The sequence below is a fragment of the Alteromonas sp. BMJM2 genome (assembly GCF_027257845.1).
Taxonomy (GTDB): Bacteria; Pseudomonadota; Gammaproteobacteria; order Enterobacterales; family Alteromonadaceae; genus Alteromonas.
Map to the genome: position 1 here is coordinate 83,421 of NZ_JAPVOT010000005.1, position 19,461 is coordinate 102,881.

14 protein-coding genes are annotated in these 19,461 nt (G+C 42.9%); 6 read left to right on the forward strand and 8 right to left on the reverse strand.

The window, feature by feature from the left end:
* Window positions 1-73 precede the first annotated feature (73 nt).
* Window positions 74-3,139, forward strand: a complete 3,066-nt coding sequence (gene glnE / locus O9X84_RS07465) for a bifunctional [glutamate--ammonia ligase]-adenylyl-L-tyrosine phosphorylase/[glutamate--ammonia-ligase] adenylyltransferase (protein ID WP_269519056.1) — start codon at window positions 74-76, stop codon at window positions 3,137-3,139.
* 59 nt (window positions 3,140-3,198) lie between these two features.
* Here the strand turns inward: glnE and O9X84_RS07470 are convergent, their stop codons facing one another.
* From O9X84_RS07470 to O9X84_RS07500, 7 genes are all read right to left on the reverse strand, one after another.
* Entirely contained in the window at window positions 3,199-3,813 is a 615-nt protein-coding gene (locus tag O9X84_RS07470) for a TcpQ domain-containing protein (protein ID WP_269519057.1), read from the reverse strand.
* Between the two features lie 136 nt (window positions 3,814-3,949).
* Window positions 3,950-4,879 (reverse strand): LpxL/LpxP family Kdo(2)-lipid IV(A) lauroyl/palmitoleoyl acyltransferase, encoded by a 930-nt coding sequence (lpxL, locus tag O9X84_RS07475; RefSeq protein WP_269519058.1) that lies wholly within the window; start codon window positions 4,877-4,879, stop codon window positions 3,950-3,952.
* 166 nt (window positions 4,880-5,045) lie between these two features.
* Window positions 5,046-5,303: a DUF3081 domain-containing protein gene (locus O9X84_RS07480; protein WP_032097183.1), complete on the reverse strand. Its 258-nt coding sequence runs from the start codon at window positions 5,301-5,303 to the stop codon at window positions 5,046-5,048.
* Window positions 5,304-5,374: 71 nt separating this feature from the next.
* On the reverse strand, window positions 5,375-5,914 hold the full coding sequence (locus O9X84_RS07485) for an outer membrane beta-barrel protein (RefSeq protein WP_269519059.1): 540 nt from the start codon (window positions 5,912-5,914) through the stop codon (window positions 5,375-5,377).
* Window positions 5,915-5,921: 7 nt separating this feature from the next.
* Window positions 5,922-7,106, reverse strand: a complete 1,185-nt coding sequence (locus tag O9X84_RS07490; RefSeq protein ID WP_269519060.1) for a hypothetical protein — start codon at window positions 7,104-7,106, stop codon at window positions 5,922-5,924.
* Complete coding sequence (locus O9X84_RS07495; RefSeq protein WP_269519061.1) at window positions 7,103-7,897, reverse strand: outer membrane lipoprotein-sorting protein; 795 nt, start codon at window positions 7,895-7,897, stop codon at window positions 7,103-7,105. Before O9X84_RS07495 ends, O9X84_RS07490 begins: the two co-directional genes overlap by 4 nt.
* Window positions 7,894-10,191 carry an efflux RND transporter permease subunit gene (locus O9X84_RS07500; protein WP_269519062.1) on the reverse strand — a complete coding sequence of 766 codons (2,298 nt, stop codon included), beginning with the start codon at window positions 10,189-10,191 and terminating at the stop codon, window positions 7,894-7,896. The genes O9X84_RS07495 and O9X84_RS07500 overlap by 4 nt, the downstream gene beginning before the upstream one ends.
* 260 nt (window positions 10,192-10,451) lie before the next feature.
* Between O9X84_RS07500 and O9X84_RS07505 the strand changes: the two genes are divergently transcribed.
* From O9X84_RS07505 to O9X84_RS07515, 3 genes are all read left to right on the forward strand, one after another.
* Window positions 10,452-12,701, forward strand: coding sequence for an acyl-CoA dehydrogenase (locus O9X84_RS07505; RefSeq protein ID WP_269519064.1), 2,250 nt, complete (start codon window positions 10,452-10,454; stop codon window positions 12,699-12,701).
* A gap of 170 nt (window positions 12,702-12,871) precedes the next feature.
* Window positions 12,872-13,147 (forward strand): hypothetical protein, encoded by a 276-nt coding sequence (locus tag O9X84_RS07510; protein ID WP_269519065.1) that lies wholly within the window; start codon window positions 12,872-12,874, stop codon window positions 13,145-13,147.
* Between the two features lie 28 nt (window positions 13,148-13,175).
* Complete coding sequence (locus tag O9X84_RS07515) at window positions 13,176-13,475, forward strand: hypothetical protein (RefSeq protein ID WP_269519067.1); 300 nt, start codon at window positions 13,176-13,178, stop codon at window positions 13,473-13,475.
* 218 nt (window positions 13,476-13,693) lie between these two features.
* Here O9X84_RS07515 and O9X84_RS07520 read toward each other — a convergent pair whose 3' ends face one another.
* A complete protein-coding gene (locus O9X84_RS07520; protein ID WP_269519068.1) occupies window positions 13,694-16,213 on the reverse strand; it encodes a TonB-dependent receptor domain-containing protein in 2,520 nt (839 codons plus the stop codon).
* 609 nt (window positions 16,214-16,822) lie between these two features.
* On the opposite strand from O9X84_RS07520, the gene O9X84_RS07525 reads away from it, so the two are divergent.
* Both O9X84_RS07525 and O9X84_RS07530 read left to right on the forward strand, forming a co-directional pair.
* Window positions 16,823-18,838 carry a putative bifunctional diguanylate cyclase/phosphodiesterase gene (locus tag O9X84_RS07525; RefSeq protein ID WP_269519069.1) on the forward strand — a complete coding sequence of 672 codons (2,016 nt, stop codon included), beginning with the start codon at window positions 16,823-16,825 and terminating at the stop codon, window positions 18,836-18,838.
* Between the two features lie 5 nt (window positions 18,839-18,843).
* The gene (locus O9X84_RS07530) at window positions 18,844-19,428 is read left to right on the forward strand and encodes a thymidine kinase (RefSeq protein ID WP_269519070.1); all 585 of its coding nucleotides are present in this window, start codon (window positions 18,844-18,846) and stop codon (window positions 19,426-19,428) included.
* Window positions 19,429-19,461 lie beyond the last annotated feature (33 nt).

Here is a 19,461-nt window from a genome sequence, read left to right on the forward strand (position 1 = left end):
TGCGCTGGTACACATTGCTGCTACACGTTGTAAAGTAATTATTTTTAAAAGACTTGAGGTTAATGCGAGTATTATGCCTATAGAAAAGGAAAATAGCATGGCTAACGTTGAACTAGCCCAAAAATATTGGCATCAATTAGTGTCAGTGCTCGCAACCGAAACTCTTCAACCTAGTACAGCAACGAGCTCGGACGAAAACGACAATAACAATGAAAATCATGAGTTAAATATTAAGCATAGCCCTAGCCAACAACTATTGGAGCACAATAAGTCTGATATTCTAACGGCATTTTCTCGCTCAGCGTTTTTAGCAGAACACCTCATTCAATATCCTTATACGCTAGAGCGAATTCTTAGTCTTCCACCTTCCATCGACAATGCTGACAGCGCTGAGAGTGATAACACAATTGTTCCTTCACAGTATTATCACACCGAGGTTTCAAAACGCTTAGAAGGCGTTAAAACTGAAGATGAGCTGTTGTCAGCGTTACGGGAATGCAGAAATACTGAGATGGCCCGCATAACCTATGCAGATGTGCTAAATAAACAAACTATTTCAACCTCTCTCGCTCAAGTTTCCGCCCTTGCCGATACATTGATAACTGCAGCCTATAACTGGCTGTATAGCGATGCTTCAGCGCGATCCGGCACACCTATATCAGCTCACAGCGCTAGGGCTTTTGCCAAAGATCCACAAAGCCAAAGTCGTGCGCCCTGCCCCGCACATATGTATATTTTGGGAATGGGTAAATTAGGTGGCAGAGAACTTAACTTTTCTTCCGACATTGACCTTATTTTTGCCTATCCTGAAAAAGGCGAAACTCAAGGGGGTCGCAAGAGTATTGAAAATCAGCAGTTTTTTACCAAGTTAGCGCAAAAGCTTATTCAATCGCTGAATAAAATTACCACTGATGGACAGGTTTACCGCGTAGATATGCGTCTTCGTCCTTTTGGTGACTCTGGCCCGTTAGTCATGCACTTCGCTGCTATGGAAGATTATTACCAAGACCAAGGCCGCCACTGGGAACGCTTTGCTATGGTGAAAGCTCGCATTATTAACGACGATAATTCTCACGATGCGCAAGCTCTCAAAGACATCCTCAAACCCTTTACCTTTCGCCGCTACCTCGACTTCACTACCCTTGATGCCTTGCGCAACATGAAAAAGTTGATAGCCACTGAAATCAGGCGAAGAAAACTGAGTAATAATATTAAATTAGGGGCTGGCGGTATTCGCGAAGTAGAATTCTTCGCTCAAAGTTTTCAACTTATTCATGGAGGCAGAGAACCTAGCCTGCAAAGTAAGTCGCTACTTACTACACTTACCGCCCTTGCAGATATGGATATTGTTGAACGTGATGTTACGCAAGAATTAAAAAATAATTACCTTTTCTTACGCAAAGTAGAACATACGCTGCAACAATGTCGCGACAAGCAAACCCAAACACTCCCAGATTCAGATTGGGAGCAACAGGCCCTTATCGCCGTGATGGGTTTTGACACCTACGATGGCTTTTTAGACACCCTAAATACCACGATGAGAACTATACACGGGCACTTTAATGAGCTTGTGGAGGAATCACACGAAATCCATTCTGAAGAAGATACGCTGTTCACTGCCTGCCAAGACGCATGGCAATTAGAGTTGAAGAGCAATGAATTTATTGACGCTTTCAGTGAGCATCTTTCAAGCCGTGAGGCCATGGGTATCTTCAACACGCTACTAGAGTTTAAAGATACTCAACGAAATTACCGAATAGGGCAGCGCGGAGAAGATACCCTTTCAAAACTACTGCCTGAAATTTTATACGTGCTGGTTGTTCAGCATCCCTCTAACTCTGTTCAAGTTTTATCCCGATTGTTAGGAGTGATAGAGGCTATCACCGGGCGCACAACCTACCTTGACTTGTTGCTAGAAAACCCTGATGTGCTGAAGCAACTAGTGAAGCTATGTGAAAGAAGTGGCTGGGTAGCACAAGAGATTAGGCGCTTTCCATTATTACTGGACGAGCTACTTACCCCATTATATTTAGGTCAACAAAACACAGATATAGTCACCAGCAAACGGGAATACGAGCAAGAGCTTAGACAATCCATGCTTCGCATTGAGCAAGATGATGTGGAGCTTCTTATGGATGCCTGGCGTCAGTTTAAGTTGTGTCAGCAGCTTCGAATTGCCGCTAGCGATATCAGTGACTCACTTCCCATTGCCAATGTAAGCGACAAATTGACTGTATTAGCTGAAGTAATACTGGAAAATATCGTTAGCGCCGCGTGGATGCAAATGAGTGAACGCTATGGCACGCCTTCCCACTTAGAAGGCACTGACAAGGGGTTTGGCGTTGTAGGTTACGGAAAGCTAGGAGGCTATGAGTTAGGCTATGGCTCCGATTTAGACTTAGTATTTCTACACAACGCTCCTAGTGGTATGAGTACAAACGGCAAAAAGCAAATAGAAGCTCAGCAGTTCTATATAAAGCTTGCTCAACGCATTATGCATTTGTTAAACACAAAAACACTATTTGGGCAGCTTTACGAGACGGATCTACGCTTACGCCCCTCAGGCAATGCAGGGTTACTGTGCTGCCATGTAAATGGTTTTGAAAAATACCAGAATGAGGAAGCATGGACCTGGGAGCATCAGGCGTTGGTAAGAGCAAGAGCCATATGCGGAGATAACGATGTACTTGAAGCATTCAATGCCGTGCGCAAGCGCGTACTGACGAAACAAAGAGAGCCATCAAGCCTTGCTGAAGATGTGTGTAAAATGCGGATAAAAATGCGTGAGCATTTATTGTCTAAATCAGAGCAAAAAGTAGATTTAAAACAGTGCGTAGGAGGTATTACCGATATTGAGTTTATGACTCAATACTGGGTATTAGCGAATTCTAATAAAACCGAATCAATGACGCAGTATACCGATAACCTGAGAATTTTAGAAAATGCCGTTGAAAACGGTATTATCGAAGCGAATACTGCAAGCGGTCTGCAAAATGCCTACTTAAAATTAAGAGAACAATATCATCATTTAACCTTGGCCGATTCAAAATTTGCTGATCAGACTGAAGAACTCGACGCAATACGAGAAAATGTGAAAACACATTGGAAAATGCTTTTCGGCACTGCCTGCGCTACCTAAAACGTAATCCCATGAGGCTAATTGCTGCTTGGAATTTGCTGCTTGAAATGTATTGTGTGCTAATTAACCCGCTCACATTGCTCTTTCAGCAGCTTAGTTTCCTCTTCTGTTACAATTAAAGAACGCTGGTCTGCGCATAAATAGGCTTTCACTTCGCCCTCAAAACTGCTGTCTATCGCACTCGCTATATTCGCTAATGAACCTGACACGGTGTTGTCTAACTGAAACTGATGCTTTATCACAAAGTCTTGCTCTAGATTCCATATTAGCTGCATTCCCTCGTCTTGAGCGTACTGAGAAATAGCCTCACGCAACGTATTCCCTTCTTGGAACGTGCGGAATTTATGCTCACCAGTCCAATTCGACTCCACTGGACGGGTTTTGCTCGCCATTTTTTCAAGTTTGCTATCAAGATTCGGATCCACGCCAGCAATATCTAGCACAAAGTCGCCCTTTTCTTCTCTAAGAGGATCAGTTGCAGACATTCTGAACTCACGATAAAACTCACTGAGGCCTTTAGATACTGATTTTTCTTTCTTTTGGCTCTCAGGCACGGGGGCCGATTCCTTAACATCAAGAAAGTAAATAAGTATGCCAGCGGCGACTACTAGCACTACTGCCAGTATGATTTGTTTCGCCCAGAAAGATGTGCTTGAGTAGCTTTGTTGCCCCATAAAACCTAAGACCTAATCTTTATTCTCTTCGTGAAAGCCGCTATGTAGAGCAGGCCATAAAATAGTGTTCTACCCTGAACTTTTTATCGCTATTGCTTGGTTCTTACATATTTTAAATTTCTTGCTTATATCTTTCTCATTGATACAGCGATGGCGACGTTTTAGACGGCCTGGTTTTAAATCTCTTGTGCATCCATAGATAGCTTTCTGGCTGCTCTTTTAACGCTTTATCGATATGTTCATTTAATAATGTTAACGCTGCATGATCGTCCATCTCACCAAGACCAAGTAGCGGTGGAAAAACTTTAATTTTATATCCACGCTTTGTATATTGCGACGTAATTAACATAGGAATGCTCTCGGAGCGGCGAATAAACATCAAAGTTGCAGTTGTTGTAGCCGTTTCTTTAACCCCGCCAAATGGAACAAAAATACTCTGTTTCGGCCCGTAGTCTTGGTCAGGTAAGTAAAGGCAAAGCTCTTTATCGTCCATAGCAGCAAGCAACGCTTTAGCGTTGCGTTTATCTATCATGTATTTGTTTGATTGGTTGCGGCCATGATACTGAAGATAATCGATAAGGGGGTTATTGTGTTTACGGTAAAAAGCCACGCTAGGATAAGAATAGCCAATACCACGACACGCAAACTCTACGTTCATATTGTGAAGCGCCATCCCAAATACACCTTTACCTTGAGCTTTGGCTGCTTCGATATGTTCAGCACCTTCTATTTCGAACGCTCTCTGCACTCTCCATGTCGGCCACCACCAACCCATGGCGGTTTCAAAAAGCGCCATGCCGGTTCGTCGAATATTCTCATGATACAAGCGGTCCAACTCGTCATTCGATAATGCGGGATTCCATAATTCAATATTTCGCCTCGCTACTTTTGCTCGTTTAGGAACGATGCGGGCTATAAGCTTGCCAGCGCCGGCACCAATAACCCTTATCGCAGGCAGAGGTAACCACGTAATGACATACAGCAAGCCTACTGCAAACCAGATCAGCCAATAACGAGGGCCAAGAAAAGATAATTTAAATTTAGGAGCTTTAATTGCCGCGGCCAAGATGCATTTCCAACATATAATAGAGGGAGTATTATATCAGAACGAATTATAACGGGCTATGAAAGGGAAACTGAACGACGTCCACCCCTGCTAAAATTAGTCACATGCAACTTACATAAACTAAAGCTAGCAGAAGCGGCTCAGTCTGAAGGGTTTTTAGATGAAATTAATATGTCTTGTCGATCTGCTTCAGCTTTTTCTCAAAGGAATCATAGTGATCACTGGAGTCGTAATCAAAATGGTATTGGTTATGAAACCCGAATCGCAACTTCACATTGACGTCCTCAATATACAGAGTATATCCATCGTGGTCAGTAAATGCCGTAATGCCCATTAACTTGTATTCGTCACCCTCTTTCGAGCCATGCTGACGAATTTTGTCGAACACTTGAAGTAAAAACTTGCTGTCTAATTCGTTTTTCATTGTAAGTACCTTCCTTAACTTAATAAAATTAGTACTCTTTCACGGGTCCTTTGGATTGATCGGACGATTAATCAATTGAAGTTATAGCGAAATCCTAGATTAAGCATGTTAGTAGAAAAGCTATCTTCACCGCCAATGTATGTATATTCGAAGCGCACCATTGCATTTTGGAAAACATAATAGTCAAATCCTAAACCCACTAAACCAGCAACAAGACCATCGTCATAATTGCATGATGCGGGAGCGGCATCGTCGCCACATGGAACCGTGGCTGCAACGTCTACACGGGCTACGCCAAGTTTATAAAACAACTCGCCCTCTGTGCTGCTAGCTTTGCCCAGTAAAGCTAAGTAAAGCGCTTCGCTTTCGGCCTCTAAATCATCTTCCGAATAATCGAAAAGATTTAGGTAGCCAACCTCGGCGTACCACTGCCTGTCAATCTTATGACCATATGCCACGCTGTAGGCGAACTCGCGATCGCTTCCATCATTAAATTCAAAATCCGTATATCCTACAGATACTACTCCATAGTTTTCAGGTGCAGCTTCTGCTTTTGAGCAAAATAATGTTCCTGCGACTAGTGCACTTGCTATCCATAAATACTGCTTCATCTAAACCTCAAAAATAATATTCTAGTGAAAATTGTACGTAATCATCTCTGCGTAAAAAGTAAAATGGGTCCTCAATATCCTCTGAAGAAAAGAAGTACCCATTAAGCTTCCAACTCCAATTCGCGGTTAGTCGGCTTGAGGCCTCAATAAAACCTGAATAGGTGGAAGACTCTTCCAAATCCTGAACAAGGCCAAATAATACCTCAGTTCCTGCGATATCATTAGCGATAATTCTCAATCCCACCATCAAGTCGTTTTGACCAACGGCAAAGAAATTGTTATCTCGTTCATCATATTGGTACTCGGCTAAAAAGCCTAAACCGTAGTTTGAGCTCAAAATTCCATGTTTAGTGTACTCAAAACCGGTGACTAGCGCTGCAAAATCTTCAGACTGTCCGCTCCGGTAAATAGACTCTAATTTTAAAAGCCATGCGCCTGACACCTTCAGCACGTCAATTCCTACTTGGTCTATTTGTGCATAAAAAGGAAAAATCACTGGTTCGCCATCTTGGGTTACAGTAGTAAAAAGTTCAGGCTCTCTAGTGGTTCCTGAAAATGCAGACAGCCCTAACTCCCATTCACCAATTGAGGATTGCCATCGGATTGCAAAGTCAAGATTTTGTTCTTCGTCATCAGACTCGTACACTGCTTCACCTATGGCATCTGGCGGACGCAAGCGACCGTTCTCCCCCTGAAATGTCCGCTCTCTGAAATACGGTAATGCATAAAAAGAGAACATACCGTAGTCAGAGAAATAGCTGATATTTACCATAGGCTGACCAAGTTTGACCTCACCGTCGACGCTTTCTACCAAATCAGTTTGATTAATAATATCTACGAGGTGCAGAGACTCAGTCTGCCCCCAAAACACTTTCCCAATGCCTACTCGTGTCTCCCAAGAGTCAGCATAATGTGACCATTGAAACTCTCTTATATCGCCGTGCGTTCTCTCATCATCATGCTCATCAATACGATAAAACGGCTTAACGACAAGCGTATCGGCTCCATCATTCCACTGCGTATAAATCTCAGGCATCAAAAATGCTGAGCTATATGAGCGCTCCTGAGGTTGATACAGTGCATCTTGAAGAAAATACCGCTGGTCAAACCCCGCAGAGCCAGTCAATTCTACGTCTGCATAGCTAGCATTAATTAAAGCTAGTAATGCACATAAGGCAAAAGCTCTTATCATCGCGCTCTTTTCAACCTGTTTTTATCAAAATCGCTTTCTGACAAACCCGTGTCAAAGTCAATATTTTCCGTAATTAGGAAGGTCGATTTACGGGTTTGTACATTTCGCATTTCACTTCGCATAGGTCTCCAGAACTTGTCTTTATACAGTTGATATTCTTGAGGTTTAAGTACTTTCAACAGCGTATCTTTCTTGTCGTAAAACTCAACTTTTTGAACGCGATAGTGAGACTTGTCAATCCACACCTTCTGTGACGTGTATCCAGAGTAGTCATAATTAGGTGTTTGTTTTAGTACAAAACATACCTCGCCGTTCACCTCTTCTTCACCAAGATATTCATAAGAAAATTTCTCCACTTCATATGAGGTCATATCTTCAAAGGCAAACTCACTGCCAACAAAGGGGCCGCTTTTATTTCGCGAAGATATTCGTTTTACCCTCTTTAATGCAGGTAAGTAAATCCATTGTTCGTCAGGCTCTAGTGCATGAGAAAAGCTCAGAAACGCGGTGCCTTTCACATCGCGTGGGGAATTAAAAACGGTGAGAGCTTTGTCTCCATCATCTGCCACTTCCAGTGATTTAACGTTGAGTTCACGCCGGGCTTCTTGCCCCTGACCATTGCCCAAAATCATCGTCACTGTTGCCTCGGTAGTCCCCCACCCAATATCCCTCTGTTTTCTTTCCTTTGCGATCGAAAGTGCCTTTGCGGTTTCAGTTTCCGATGCAACAACATGGGATGCCCCCATGAGAAGCATAAGTAGGAACGGAACGGCTTTCTGTGTTGATATCATAAATAACTCTCTCTTTTAGGCTGACTGTTGTTACCCATCCAAGCCAATAAAGCGGGGAGGAAAATAAAATCCACAATTAATGCAGCCACAATGATAATTATGGTTAATATTCCCATATGTGCATTCAGCATGAAACTCGATGAGGCTAACGCCGCAAATCCTAGGGTTAGGACAATAGTCGTTGTTGTCAATGCCATACCCACTGAACTGAACGCAAAAATAACACTTTCATGGGCACTCTTACCTTCTTCTCTGGCAGTTTGATACTTCGATAAAAAGTGCACTGTATCATCGACAATAATTCCCATCGTCATGCTGATGACTACAGACAGGGCCATATTAATTTCACCCGACAGCATACCCCACACACCAAAACCAATGGCAGCGGGAAGTAGGTTAGTTACCAGGCTAACGACACCTAATTTTATCGACCTAAGAGCAAATAATATGAGCCCTGAGATTAAAGCCAGCGCGAGAACACTTCCCCATACCATATTCTTCATATTACGTTCACCAATGTGAGCAAACATTAGTGGCGGACTTGCGGCTTCAATTCTGTAATTATTTTCCAAAGAATTGAAAAAAGCCTTCGCATCTTTTTCTAGTTGCGTTATTTCACTACTACCTAAATTTTCGATCACAGCGACAACCCTTAACGCGGACTTATCGATATCTATTTGGTTACCGAGATCTAGGCCGAAAGGCAGTGACATTTCGTAGAGCAGTAAGTACTGCGATGCTAATTCGGAATCTTCGGGGATAACAGAAAATGCCCCGTCGTCTCCATTCATATTTCTATTCAAACGTTTCAACGTATCCGTGAATGTCAGAACGTGGTTTACTTCTTCTCGATTGTTCAACCATTCAGAGAATAGTGCAACATCATCAAGGAAAGCAGTCTTTGTTATGCCATATGGGATGTCGGTATACAAAACAAAATCGATGTTAGACATACCGCCAAACACTTTCTCATTCACATCTACGGCTTGTCGAAATGTACTTCGATCGTCAAAATATTTTACTGCTACATCATTAAGCCTGTTGTTCGTTGCAAACGCACTTATGATAACAATGGCGCTAAGCGAAGAGACAAGCAATGTTTTATGATTTTTAACCACAAACTCTCCCCAACGAATAAACAGTGCATTATTGATTGAACTGCCGCTACTCAGGGGTCGTAAAACAAGCATGGAGGGAAGTACAGTTAATGAAAATACACAGGCAAGCATGACTCCCAACGCAGTCATGTTCCCTAAATGTGCTAAAACAGGCACGGCAGAGAAGTTGAGCATAAGAAATCCAATTGCCGTTGTTATGCTTGTGATAAAAATAGGCTTTTTATTTACCTTCACACTTTGCTGGATAGCGTTATGTGCCGAAAACCCCTTACTCAAAAAATATTTAACACCAACGATAATATGGATACAGTCAGCAACGGCAAGGGTTGTAATCATCGTAGGCGCATTAACCGTCGCTGTGCTCAAGTAAATACCCATCCAGCCAGTTAAACCAATAGTAATAGCGATTGACGCCACAACCACTGCCATAGTAAAAACAGCCGACCAAACAGAGCGCACAATGATAGCTATGGCGATAAAAATCAGCACAAACATGGCTGGGATTAACGTCTCAGCGTCATCTTGCGCTGCAGCGGCAAATGCGTCGTTCATGACCACCATACCTGTCAAATAGATCTCATGGCCAGGGTAACGCTTTTCCATCTCAGCTTTAATTGCTTTTGCTTCTGTCGCAATTTCTATAACCGCTTTAGTTTGATCTCCCTCAGGAAGTTGTATTGTAGTATCAACAACTAACGCTTCTTTGTTTTTTGAAACCAGCCTACCTAGAACTTCAGGGGTAGAATCCACCACCTTTTCTATTCGGGGTATATCTTTACTATTTTGCAGCTTCTCAAAAATGAGGTCCTCAACTATTAAGTCGCCATCGAGGTCGTAAGTGTGCTGATAATTTGAAATCGACTCAACTCTTGTCGATAGAGGGAGTTGCCAAGCCGCTTCGGTTATGTCGTAAGCGAGATTGAGCGTATCTTGATTAAAGACATTATTACTTTTCGGCACAATCATAAACGCAACGTTTTCAGTTTTATTGAAAACATTTTGCATCTCTTCAAAGGCCATTCGCTGCGGGTCAGTTTCCTCAAAGAACACCTTGTAATCGCCACGAAAATAGAGATTCTGAGCTCCAACTAACGCTACAGCCATAACAAGTAAGGTGAAAACCAAAGAGGCCTTAGGAAAAGCTAAATAGAAGGGCTTTTTCGACTTGTGAGACATCACAACATCCTGAGTTCTGATTATGCAATAAGTGTATCGCTTAAATATGAATTAACATAATCCATATGAAGCTTTTTGTATTTCAACGTGAACTTTTCATACTTTTCACCTTCAGGTAGAAAAAACACGAAAAACCTAACTATATGATTTACTGTAACATTACAGGATTTTAACTTCTTCATCGACGATTTTTTTTGATCTTTTGTAAATTTGTTGTAGTATCTATATCAACAACTGGTCAGATGAGCGGATGAGTAAATATGAGTATTAGAACTAGCTTAAAGAAAGTGCTACCCCCAATTTCAATTACAGAACAAGAAGCCCTAGATGCGGGTGATGTGTGGATTGAATCTTCAATTTATCAGGGTAAGCCTGATATGCAGGCACTTCGCGATATCCCTCAGGCAAAACTGAGTGCGGATGAGCAAACATTTTTAGATGGTCCAGTAGCAGAGCTATTGGGCATGATTGACGATTTCGAGCTTGGAAACGAAAAGCATATCCCACAAGAAATTATTGATTTCTTGGGTAAAAACCGTTTCTTCTCAATGATTATCCCTAAGAAGTTCGGCGGTTTGGAATTTAGTCCATATGCCAACTCTACGATTGTTGCCACCATTGCTGCGAAAAGCGGCGCGATTGCGGTGACAGTAATGGTACCTAACTCGTTAGGTCCGGGTGAGTTGTTGATGCACTACGGCACTACAGCACAACAAGACTACTGGTTGCCTAGATTGTCTGACGGTCGTGACATTCCATGTTTCGCCCTTACCAGCCCAGAGGCAGGTTCAGACGCGGGTGCAATACCAGACGCAGCAATTGTGACAAAAGGCGAATACAACGGTGAAGAAGTTCTTGGTCTTCGCGTAAGTTGGGACAAGCGTTATATTACACTTGCGCCTATCGCTACGGTTCTTGGTCTTGCATTTAAAGTATTCGACCCAGACCAACTACTTGGTGATAAGTTTGAGCACGGTATTACCTGTGCCCTACTTCCAAAGTCACACCCTGGTGTAGAACTTGGAAACCGTCACGACCCTATGGGCGTTCGTTTTTATAACGGTACAACTCGCGGTCAAGATGTATTTATCCCAATGGATTTCGTTATTGGTGGTCAAAAGAACATCGGTCGCGGTTGGCAGATGTTGGTGAGCTGTTTAGGTGCAGGTCGCGGTATTTCATTGCCTGCGATGGGCGTTGCAACTGCTCAATCAGCGTTTAAAGGCACCGTTGAGTATTCTTTTGTACGTGAACAGTTTGGTTTACCTATCGGTCGTTTTGAAGGTATTCAAGAGAAGATGGCAGACATCGCAGGTAAAACGTTCCTGCTAGAGTCAATGCGTGTTCTTACCACTGAAGGTCTAGGCCTAGGTGTTAAACCTTCTGTAGTGACTGCTATTGCTAAATACCACATGACCGAGCTGGGTCGTGATGTATTAAACTCAGCAATGGATGTACAGGCAGGTAAAGCTATCCAACGTGGTCCTCAAAATACGTTGGCAGGCGGCTATTCAGCACTACCTATTGCCATTACGGTTGAGGGTGCAAACATCCTTACACGTAACCTGATGATTTTCGGCCAAGGTGCAATGCGTTGTCACCCACACCTTAAAGATATGGTTGACCTAATTCACAGCAACGAAAGTTCGGCTGATGCAGAATTTAACAAAGTACTTCGCAAAACTATCGGATTTAGCGTTAAAAATGCGTTCCGCAGTTTAGGTAAAGGTTACTTACCTTTCTTACGCGAATCTGAGTCAGCGTTGCCAGAAGTACGTCAGTATGAAAAGCGCGTGAACAGCATTGCTGCGAAACTAGCGCCACTTGCTGATTTGTCACTTGCTGTACTTGGCGGTGACCTTAAGAAAGCAGAGCTATTGTCTGCTCGCTTAGGCGACGTAATGAGCTACTTATACGGTGCAATGGCGGCAATTCGCTTCTACGAGCAACGTATTGAAGATAGAAAGCTGGCACTTCCGTACTTTGAGTACGCGATGCAGTGGTCTTTACAGCAGGCTGATCAGGCAATTGTTAACTTTATCAACAATTTCCCGAATACAGCGACTCGCGGCCTAATGCGTTTGTTAACTAACACTTACACAAACAGCGTTAAGGGTATTAGCGACGACCTAGTGCGTGAATTGTCACTTGCTTCTATGCAAGACAACAGCGTGAAAGATCAGTTAACTCACCTAGTACGCGTTATTCCAGGTGATGGTAACGACATTAACGAGCAAGCGTTTAAAGCGAAACACGCCGTTGCTCACTTGCTTAGCAAAGTGCAAAAAGCGCTTCGCAAAGAGCCAGTGGTTCCGTTTATCTCGTTTGAGCATGCGCTTAATAAGCTTCAAGAGAAAGGCGTTGTTAACGCTGAAGAAGCAGCAAAACTGCATGACTACAATGAGAAGCGCAAGCTAGCGGTACGTGTTGATGAATACACGTTCGACTTGGAGTTACTTCCAGCATCGCAGACATTAACTGCAGTAGACGGTGGAAAGAACGCTGCCTAAGCGCTGACTTCTACAAATAATTTGAAAGCCCCAGCATCCGCTGGGGCTTTTTTTTGGCTTTATATTTTGATAATTAACCGTTTATATAAATGGCGGTTCACACAGTTGGCTATTTACTGCGTTGTTTTCTATCCTTAGACGTATTGGAACTGCAATCGTGAGGAAAGGATATGCCCTCAGTCACTTCCACAGCCTCTGTGGCTTTCGCCTTGGCTCTGTCCATCAACCTAACTGCATCAACAGCTTATGCCGACCATGACGACGGCCATTTTATTATTGGTTACATAAACCATCCCCGTGTGAACGACTTCTACAAACCGATAATCAAGCGCGCTTATGAACAAATAGGTATTGCCGTAACTTTTGAAAAAGTGGGAGGCAAAAGAGGGTTAAAGCTTTTAAATGAAGGAATGACCGATGCAGACGTTATCCGATACGACACATAAATAAAAGACAACGAAAGATAACCCCAACGTGATTGCCATTAAACCGCAGTTATCAAGAGGGGCATCGTTTTTACTGTGCGTTAAAAGCGTTGAGTGTCATGTTGATATCATCAATGACCCTACTGCTGGTATCGCAGTCACTACTCGCTTTTTTAAGAGCGTCGAGCACCGAGGCAACAAATTTGAAGCCAATTTTTATGAGTTTGACGATTTCTATCATGTTGTCCAATTAGTAAAAACTGGACGCTTTAACTACGCTATTGCCCCTAGTGACTTTCTGACCTTACTATTTTTGACGAATACGGTTTTACCCATATTCCCAATGTAGAAGAAAAGTGCGAGCACAAATTAGTGCACGTTATCAATAAAAAGCATTTACACCTAAAAGATAAGCTGTCTGAAGCAATAGCAATACAGCTTAAAATACACCAAACAAGACAGCCTGGTGAACTGTAAGGAGGATGAAAGCTCAGAAAAATTTAGCCGCAGATACAACCAAAAATGCCCGCGTTAAGCGGGCATTTTATTCGTTAAACTAACAAGCTATTAGTCAAACATATACTTAAGAGATAACACTGTTGTACGACCATTGAGTGGTCTTCCGCGAACAAAATCTCCCGTTGAAATCTCACCAAACGGTGTTTGTTCAACTTCAGTTACTACAAATTCATCAGTGGCATTATTCACGTTAAGTGCCACTGAAAATTGGTCGTTCACCCAATACGTCGCGAACAAGTTGACCAAGTTGTATCCTTCTTGGAACAAGTCGTTGTCATCTTGAACAAAGTACTCAGAGGAGCCTTGTATCGACGCTCCCACTGACCATGTGTCTGTGACGTACTCAGGTGTAATTGTCCAAATCCAGTCTGCTTGACGGCGTGGCGTGTTACCAACTAGGGCTTGATTTTCTCTATCGCGAGAAATTTCAGCATCAGTCCATGTTACGTTACCTGACACTCTGAAGTTATCCGTAGCTTCCCAACGACCTTCAACTTCAAGGCCTCGTGCTTCATATTCGCGCATGAACGTTAAACCACTGGTCACTTCTGCCTGTGTATCTTCGGTAACGGTATCGAACAACGTGGCGTTAACCATTAAGTCTGCTGTGCCGTATTTGTATCCCAATTCAAACTGTTTAGTCGTATCAAAGCCTGACGTGGTGTCTGTTAGGCTACCATCTTGATTCAGTGTTCCACCAATTTGTAGTAAACGGTCTGCAATGGCACGGCCACCTTTTGAGTAGCGAGCGAAGAACGTTTGGTTGTCACTTAACAAATATGAACCACCTACTGAGTACGACGTGTTGTTTGCTGTGTAGTCAACAATTTGAGACACCGCGCCTGCTCGGTTTAGATTGATAACACCACCACTGATAAAGCCACTGTTAGTTGCCGATGCATCTTCTATTTGCTCAATAACGCCGTTGCCGTTGATATCAAAGTCAGTGTTCCCACCACAACATGAGTTGATTAACTCACCCGATGCTTCAACTGTGTCATAACGAACTGACGCATCAATAAGAATGTTGTCAGACAGTTCGAAGCCAACGTTCATGTAAGGTGCAGTAGTTTGATAGTTTAGGTCCCATTCCCAAGAAAGGAAGCTTGGAGACAATAAACCATCAGATACTAGCTCAACGCCATCACCATTAGTGATATTTAGCATTTGAGAGTTAGAGCCATCCAGTGTCTGGATAAACGTCTGCCAGCTAGACCAGCTTGTAGCAATTTCTTGATTTGAGTAGTAGTAACCTACCGTTAGGTCTACGCCATTATCAAACTCTTTGCGAAGGCTGAAATCGTTGATCATGTTGCCAAGATCGTTGATTCGAGTATCAAACTGTAAGTTAGTAAAAGCAAGACCTGAGTATGCGTTACCCGCACCTGGGCCATTTGCCAATGTGACTGTAGTAGTGTCACAGTTTAGCGCGTTTCCGTCGCCGTCAGTTGCGCCTGCACACAATGCTGAAGCAAAGTTAGATACATCGCCAGGGCCTGTAGGGAAACCATCTACGAACGGGGCAATGAATCCACCAGAGATATCCGACGTACGGAATTTGTTAAGAAGGAACAAGTTATCAGCAACTTCTAAGTCAACTTCAATACCAAAAGAGCTCACCTTAGACTCGATGCCGTCACGTACGTCACGGTTTTCTGGGTTGCCAAAGCTGTCGAATGTAGAAATGTTCGTGTTGAACGCAGAGTTCAACGCTTGTGAGCTTGCGTCATAGTTTGGTACTGGACCGTACTCGCCGTCACCCTTTACAAGTACTGGCGAAGGTAAGTAAGTAGACACTTTATCATCAAGATTTTTGTAGTAGAAACGGATGTGACCGTTATCTAGCATCTTGGTGATGTTGAACTTGATTTGACCACCTTGGTCGCCGTTATAACCGGTATCGCGCGGGCCTTCACCGCCACGGGCAAAACCAGCAATATGGTAGTACATGTCGTCACTGATTTCGCCACCGTAGCGGAAATCTAAACGAAACTCATCGTAATCAACACCAAATGAAGTACCAATAGCGCCGCCGCCAACTTCACCAGTATTACTGATCATGTTGATAACACCACCTGGTGAGTTACTTGCGAATGTGGATGCAGAACCACCACGAATCGCTTCTACGTTAGCAACAGACCAATCGTAACGGATAAAGTTATCAGCGTTACCGAAGTTTATATCGCCGTACTCAAGTACTGGAAGACCATCTTCGTGAAGCTGTAAAAACTTTGAACCACCCGTTGCTAAAGGAATACCACGGATAGTGATGTTTGCGTTACCGCCACCGCCAGAAGATTCAGCACGGATACCAGGAAGTGCACGGAACACTTCGGCCGTTGAACGAGGCGCAAGCTTAATAATGTCGTTCTCATCAAATGAACTTACTGAAACACTCGCTTCCTGCATAGTTGCACCACCAGGCGCGGCAGTAACAACGATTTGTTCATACTTTTCTTTGTTCTTTGCTTCAGTGTCAGACGGTGCTGCTTCTTGTGCGAAGGCAGTTCCAGAAAGTGCTGCGCAAACAGCGAGTGTCAATGCGTTTAGTGTGTGTGTGTTTTTCATGTCATCTCCGGCAGTGTGTTAGAGCCTTGATATCCAAAATGCTTACTTAATATGACACAGCGATTGCACCCGCTGCTTAATCGATTAAGAATGTATACCAAGATTTTCATCTTGTAAAGATTCTGTGAAAAAAATTTTCACAATTAAGCATAACAATTAGTCTAACAAACAATTGATTTACAGAATTCATGGTGACTTAATAGACAAACGTCTAGTACAAACGAAAAATTTAAACGTTTAAGAAAGAATACAAAAGCCTTGCTCAATGCGGGCTTTCGCCACGCGCTTTACTCTTACAACAAGTAAAAGCATAGTACATAGTGTCTAAATGGCTACAAATTGACTCTGCGGTTCAGTTTTTATAAATAAATTTCAAATTTATTTTGTTGAAAGTGTTAACAAGTGATGAACGTGTTATCTAAATTCGGGCTTCTAATTGTTATAAACAAGTAATTGTAGAGAGGAAGCGGAAAACCCGTGAGAATGGGTTATATTAAGGGCGTGTTGATTTCCATATAGCCAAAAACAGTTAAAATTATTACAGTTAACATTTATAGTTTGGCTATCTTTATGGTGACTATACGGTAGCAATGAAAAGAGGCGCCTACTTTGCATCTTTACGATGATGATATACCTAAAGAGAGCGTAGACAGGGATACAGTGAACATGCTCATGGAAAACTCTGCCGCTGGTCTAGTCATGACAGCGTTTTTGTTTTCCGGGCTTATATTCTTTTTCCAGCCTACCGACTCATCTGTTTCACAAATTAAACTTTCGTTATTGTTAGCAATGGCCGTAACACTTTTTGCTCGATGGGTAGATTCCTTCTATTGGCGCAAAAGACTTCGAGGCACCGAATTTAAACCAACAGCAGCGCTACTGCGTTTTTCTGTAGGTTTAATTGCAACAGGCACTATTTGGGCCCTTTATACCACCCTTCTCTACGACTCAATGGGAATGATTGAGCTCGCCGTTACCATGGTGGTGATTGCCAATATGGCAGCTGGAGGAAGTACGCTTCTAGCACCCAGCAAGGTATTGGTGGTCTTTTACGGAACGGTCTTAATACTTCCTATATCTGTACGCGCACTTTTTAGTAATGATGAATTTTTTGTTTTGGGCGTTTTTGGCATCGTATTTTGGGTAGGCCTTTTCGCTAGTGCGTTTAGATACAACAATTTCTTTATAAACACGGTTCAACTCAAAGCTAAGAATATGATGCTGGTTGAGCAAATGAAGCGAGAACGGCAACAAACTGATCGGGTGAACCAGCTTCTGCGCAACACAAACCAGCGACTTGATGACGTCAACGGCAGTTTAGAAATGAAGGTACAAAAGCGTACCGAAGATCTCTTTCGTTTATCTAATCACGACCCACTTACAAGCCTTCTCAATAGAAACGGTTTGCTAAAACACATGAATCCATTGCTTGAGAAAACAAAGGCAGTGGACGGCACCTTTGCCGTTTTGTTTGTCGATTTAGATGGTTTTAAGCAGGTAAACGATAGCTTAGGTCATAAAATAGGTGACATCGTACTGACTGAAATAGCGCAACGCCTCAGCAAATATTGTGAAACCAACCACCTTGCCAGATGGGGTGGCGATGAGTTTGTTGCGCTTTTGCCTTATGTGACTGTGGATACCGCAAAAACCGTTGCCCACGCAATGCGAAGTGGTATTGCCATTCCGGTTACGGCTAATAAAAACCAAATTACTCTAGATGCCACCATTGGTATCGCCATGTTTCCCGAACATGGTCACACTGCCATGGATTTAATCCAGCATGCAGACCTCACCATGTACGACCAAAAGCGCAGGCAAAGAGGGTCTGTAGGTGTTTTTAATGAAGCTTTGCATGACGAGGTAAAGCGAGAGCAACGCTTGTGTGAACGGTTGCGTAACGCCATAGATAACGACGAATTATGTGTGCACTATCAGCCAATTATCAGTGTGAACACTAACGCACTGTCTTCGGTTGAAGCGCTGTTGCGCTGGTCTTGCGATGGAGAGAATATTACGCCGGATGTATTTATCCCCCTAGCGGAGCGCTCAGGAATGATGCCAGAAATAGGCGCATGGGTGCTTAACCGTGCGCTAATCGACTTATCTCACTGGTCAGCATCTGACTCTATGTGCCTATCTGTGAATGTTTCTATTGCACAATTGTTAGACGATGAGTTTATTAAGATTTTAGACAGTGCTTTGCAAACCACTCAAGTGGCGCCACAGCGTTTATCGTTAGAGGTGACAGAAAGTGTTTTTGCCAACGATGAGGAACTGGTTACACAACGACTGCAAGGGTTGGTAAGGCGTGGAGTGAAGATATCTATCGATGACTTTGGTACGGGGTACTCGTCACTATTTCGACTGCAAACCATGCCTTTCAACTTTATTAAGATAGACAGATCTTTTGTAAAGAATACATCCGAAGAGAGTGATACCATAATACGAGCAACGCTGTTAATGGCGAAAGAATTTGGCTGTGAGACCATAGCTGAAGGTATCGAAACAGAGCAGCAATTTAAACACTTAGCAATGCTGGGCACAGACTATCTGCAAGGTTTCTATTTCGCTAAACCCATGAAGCTTGAAGATTTGAAAAACTGGTATAACGAAAAAAATTAATCACCATGGCACAACTTTATTTTTATTATTCTGCGATGAATGCAGGAAAATCCACTTCTCTTCTCCAATCTGCATATAACTACCGTGAGCGCGGTATGCACTCAATTATTTATACTGCAGGTCTTGATGATCGTTACGGTATTGGAAAAGTCACTTCTCGAATCGGTTTGCAGGCTGATGCCAAACTCTATAGCAAAGACGATGATTTGTTCGCCTCAATTCAGCAAGATGAACAAGAACGTCCCCTCGATTGTATTTTTATTGATGAAGCACAATTTCTCACTAAAGAGCAGGTTCGCCAATTGGTTGAAGTGGTTGATGAGCTTGATGTGCCAGTGCTAGCTTACGGGTTGCGCACAGATTTCTTGGGTGAAACCTTTGAGGGCAGTCATTATCTTCTTGCGTGGGCCGATAAACTGTTCGAGCTAAAAACCGTTTGTCATTGCGGTCGAAAAGCGAATTTTGTGGTAAGACTGGACGAACAAGGTAATGCTGTTACAGGTGGTGACCAAGTTCAAATAGGCGGAAACGACACCTATGAGTCTATGTGCCGTAAGCACTTTAAAGCACTAGTGTGGAATAATGCCTAACTTTTTAGCAAAGCCTGATATAGCGCCCCAAGA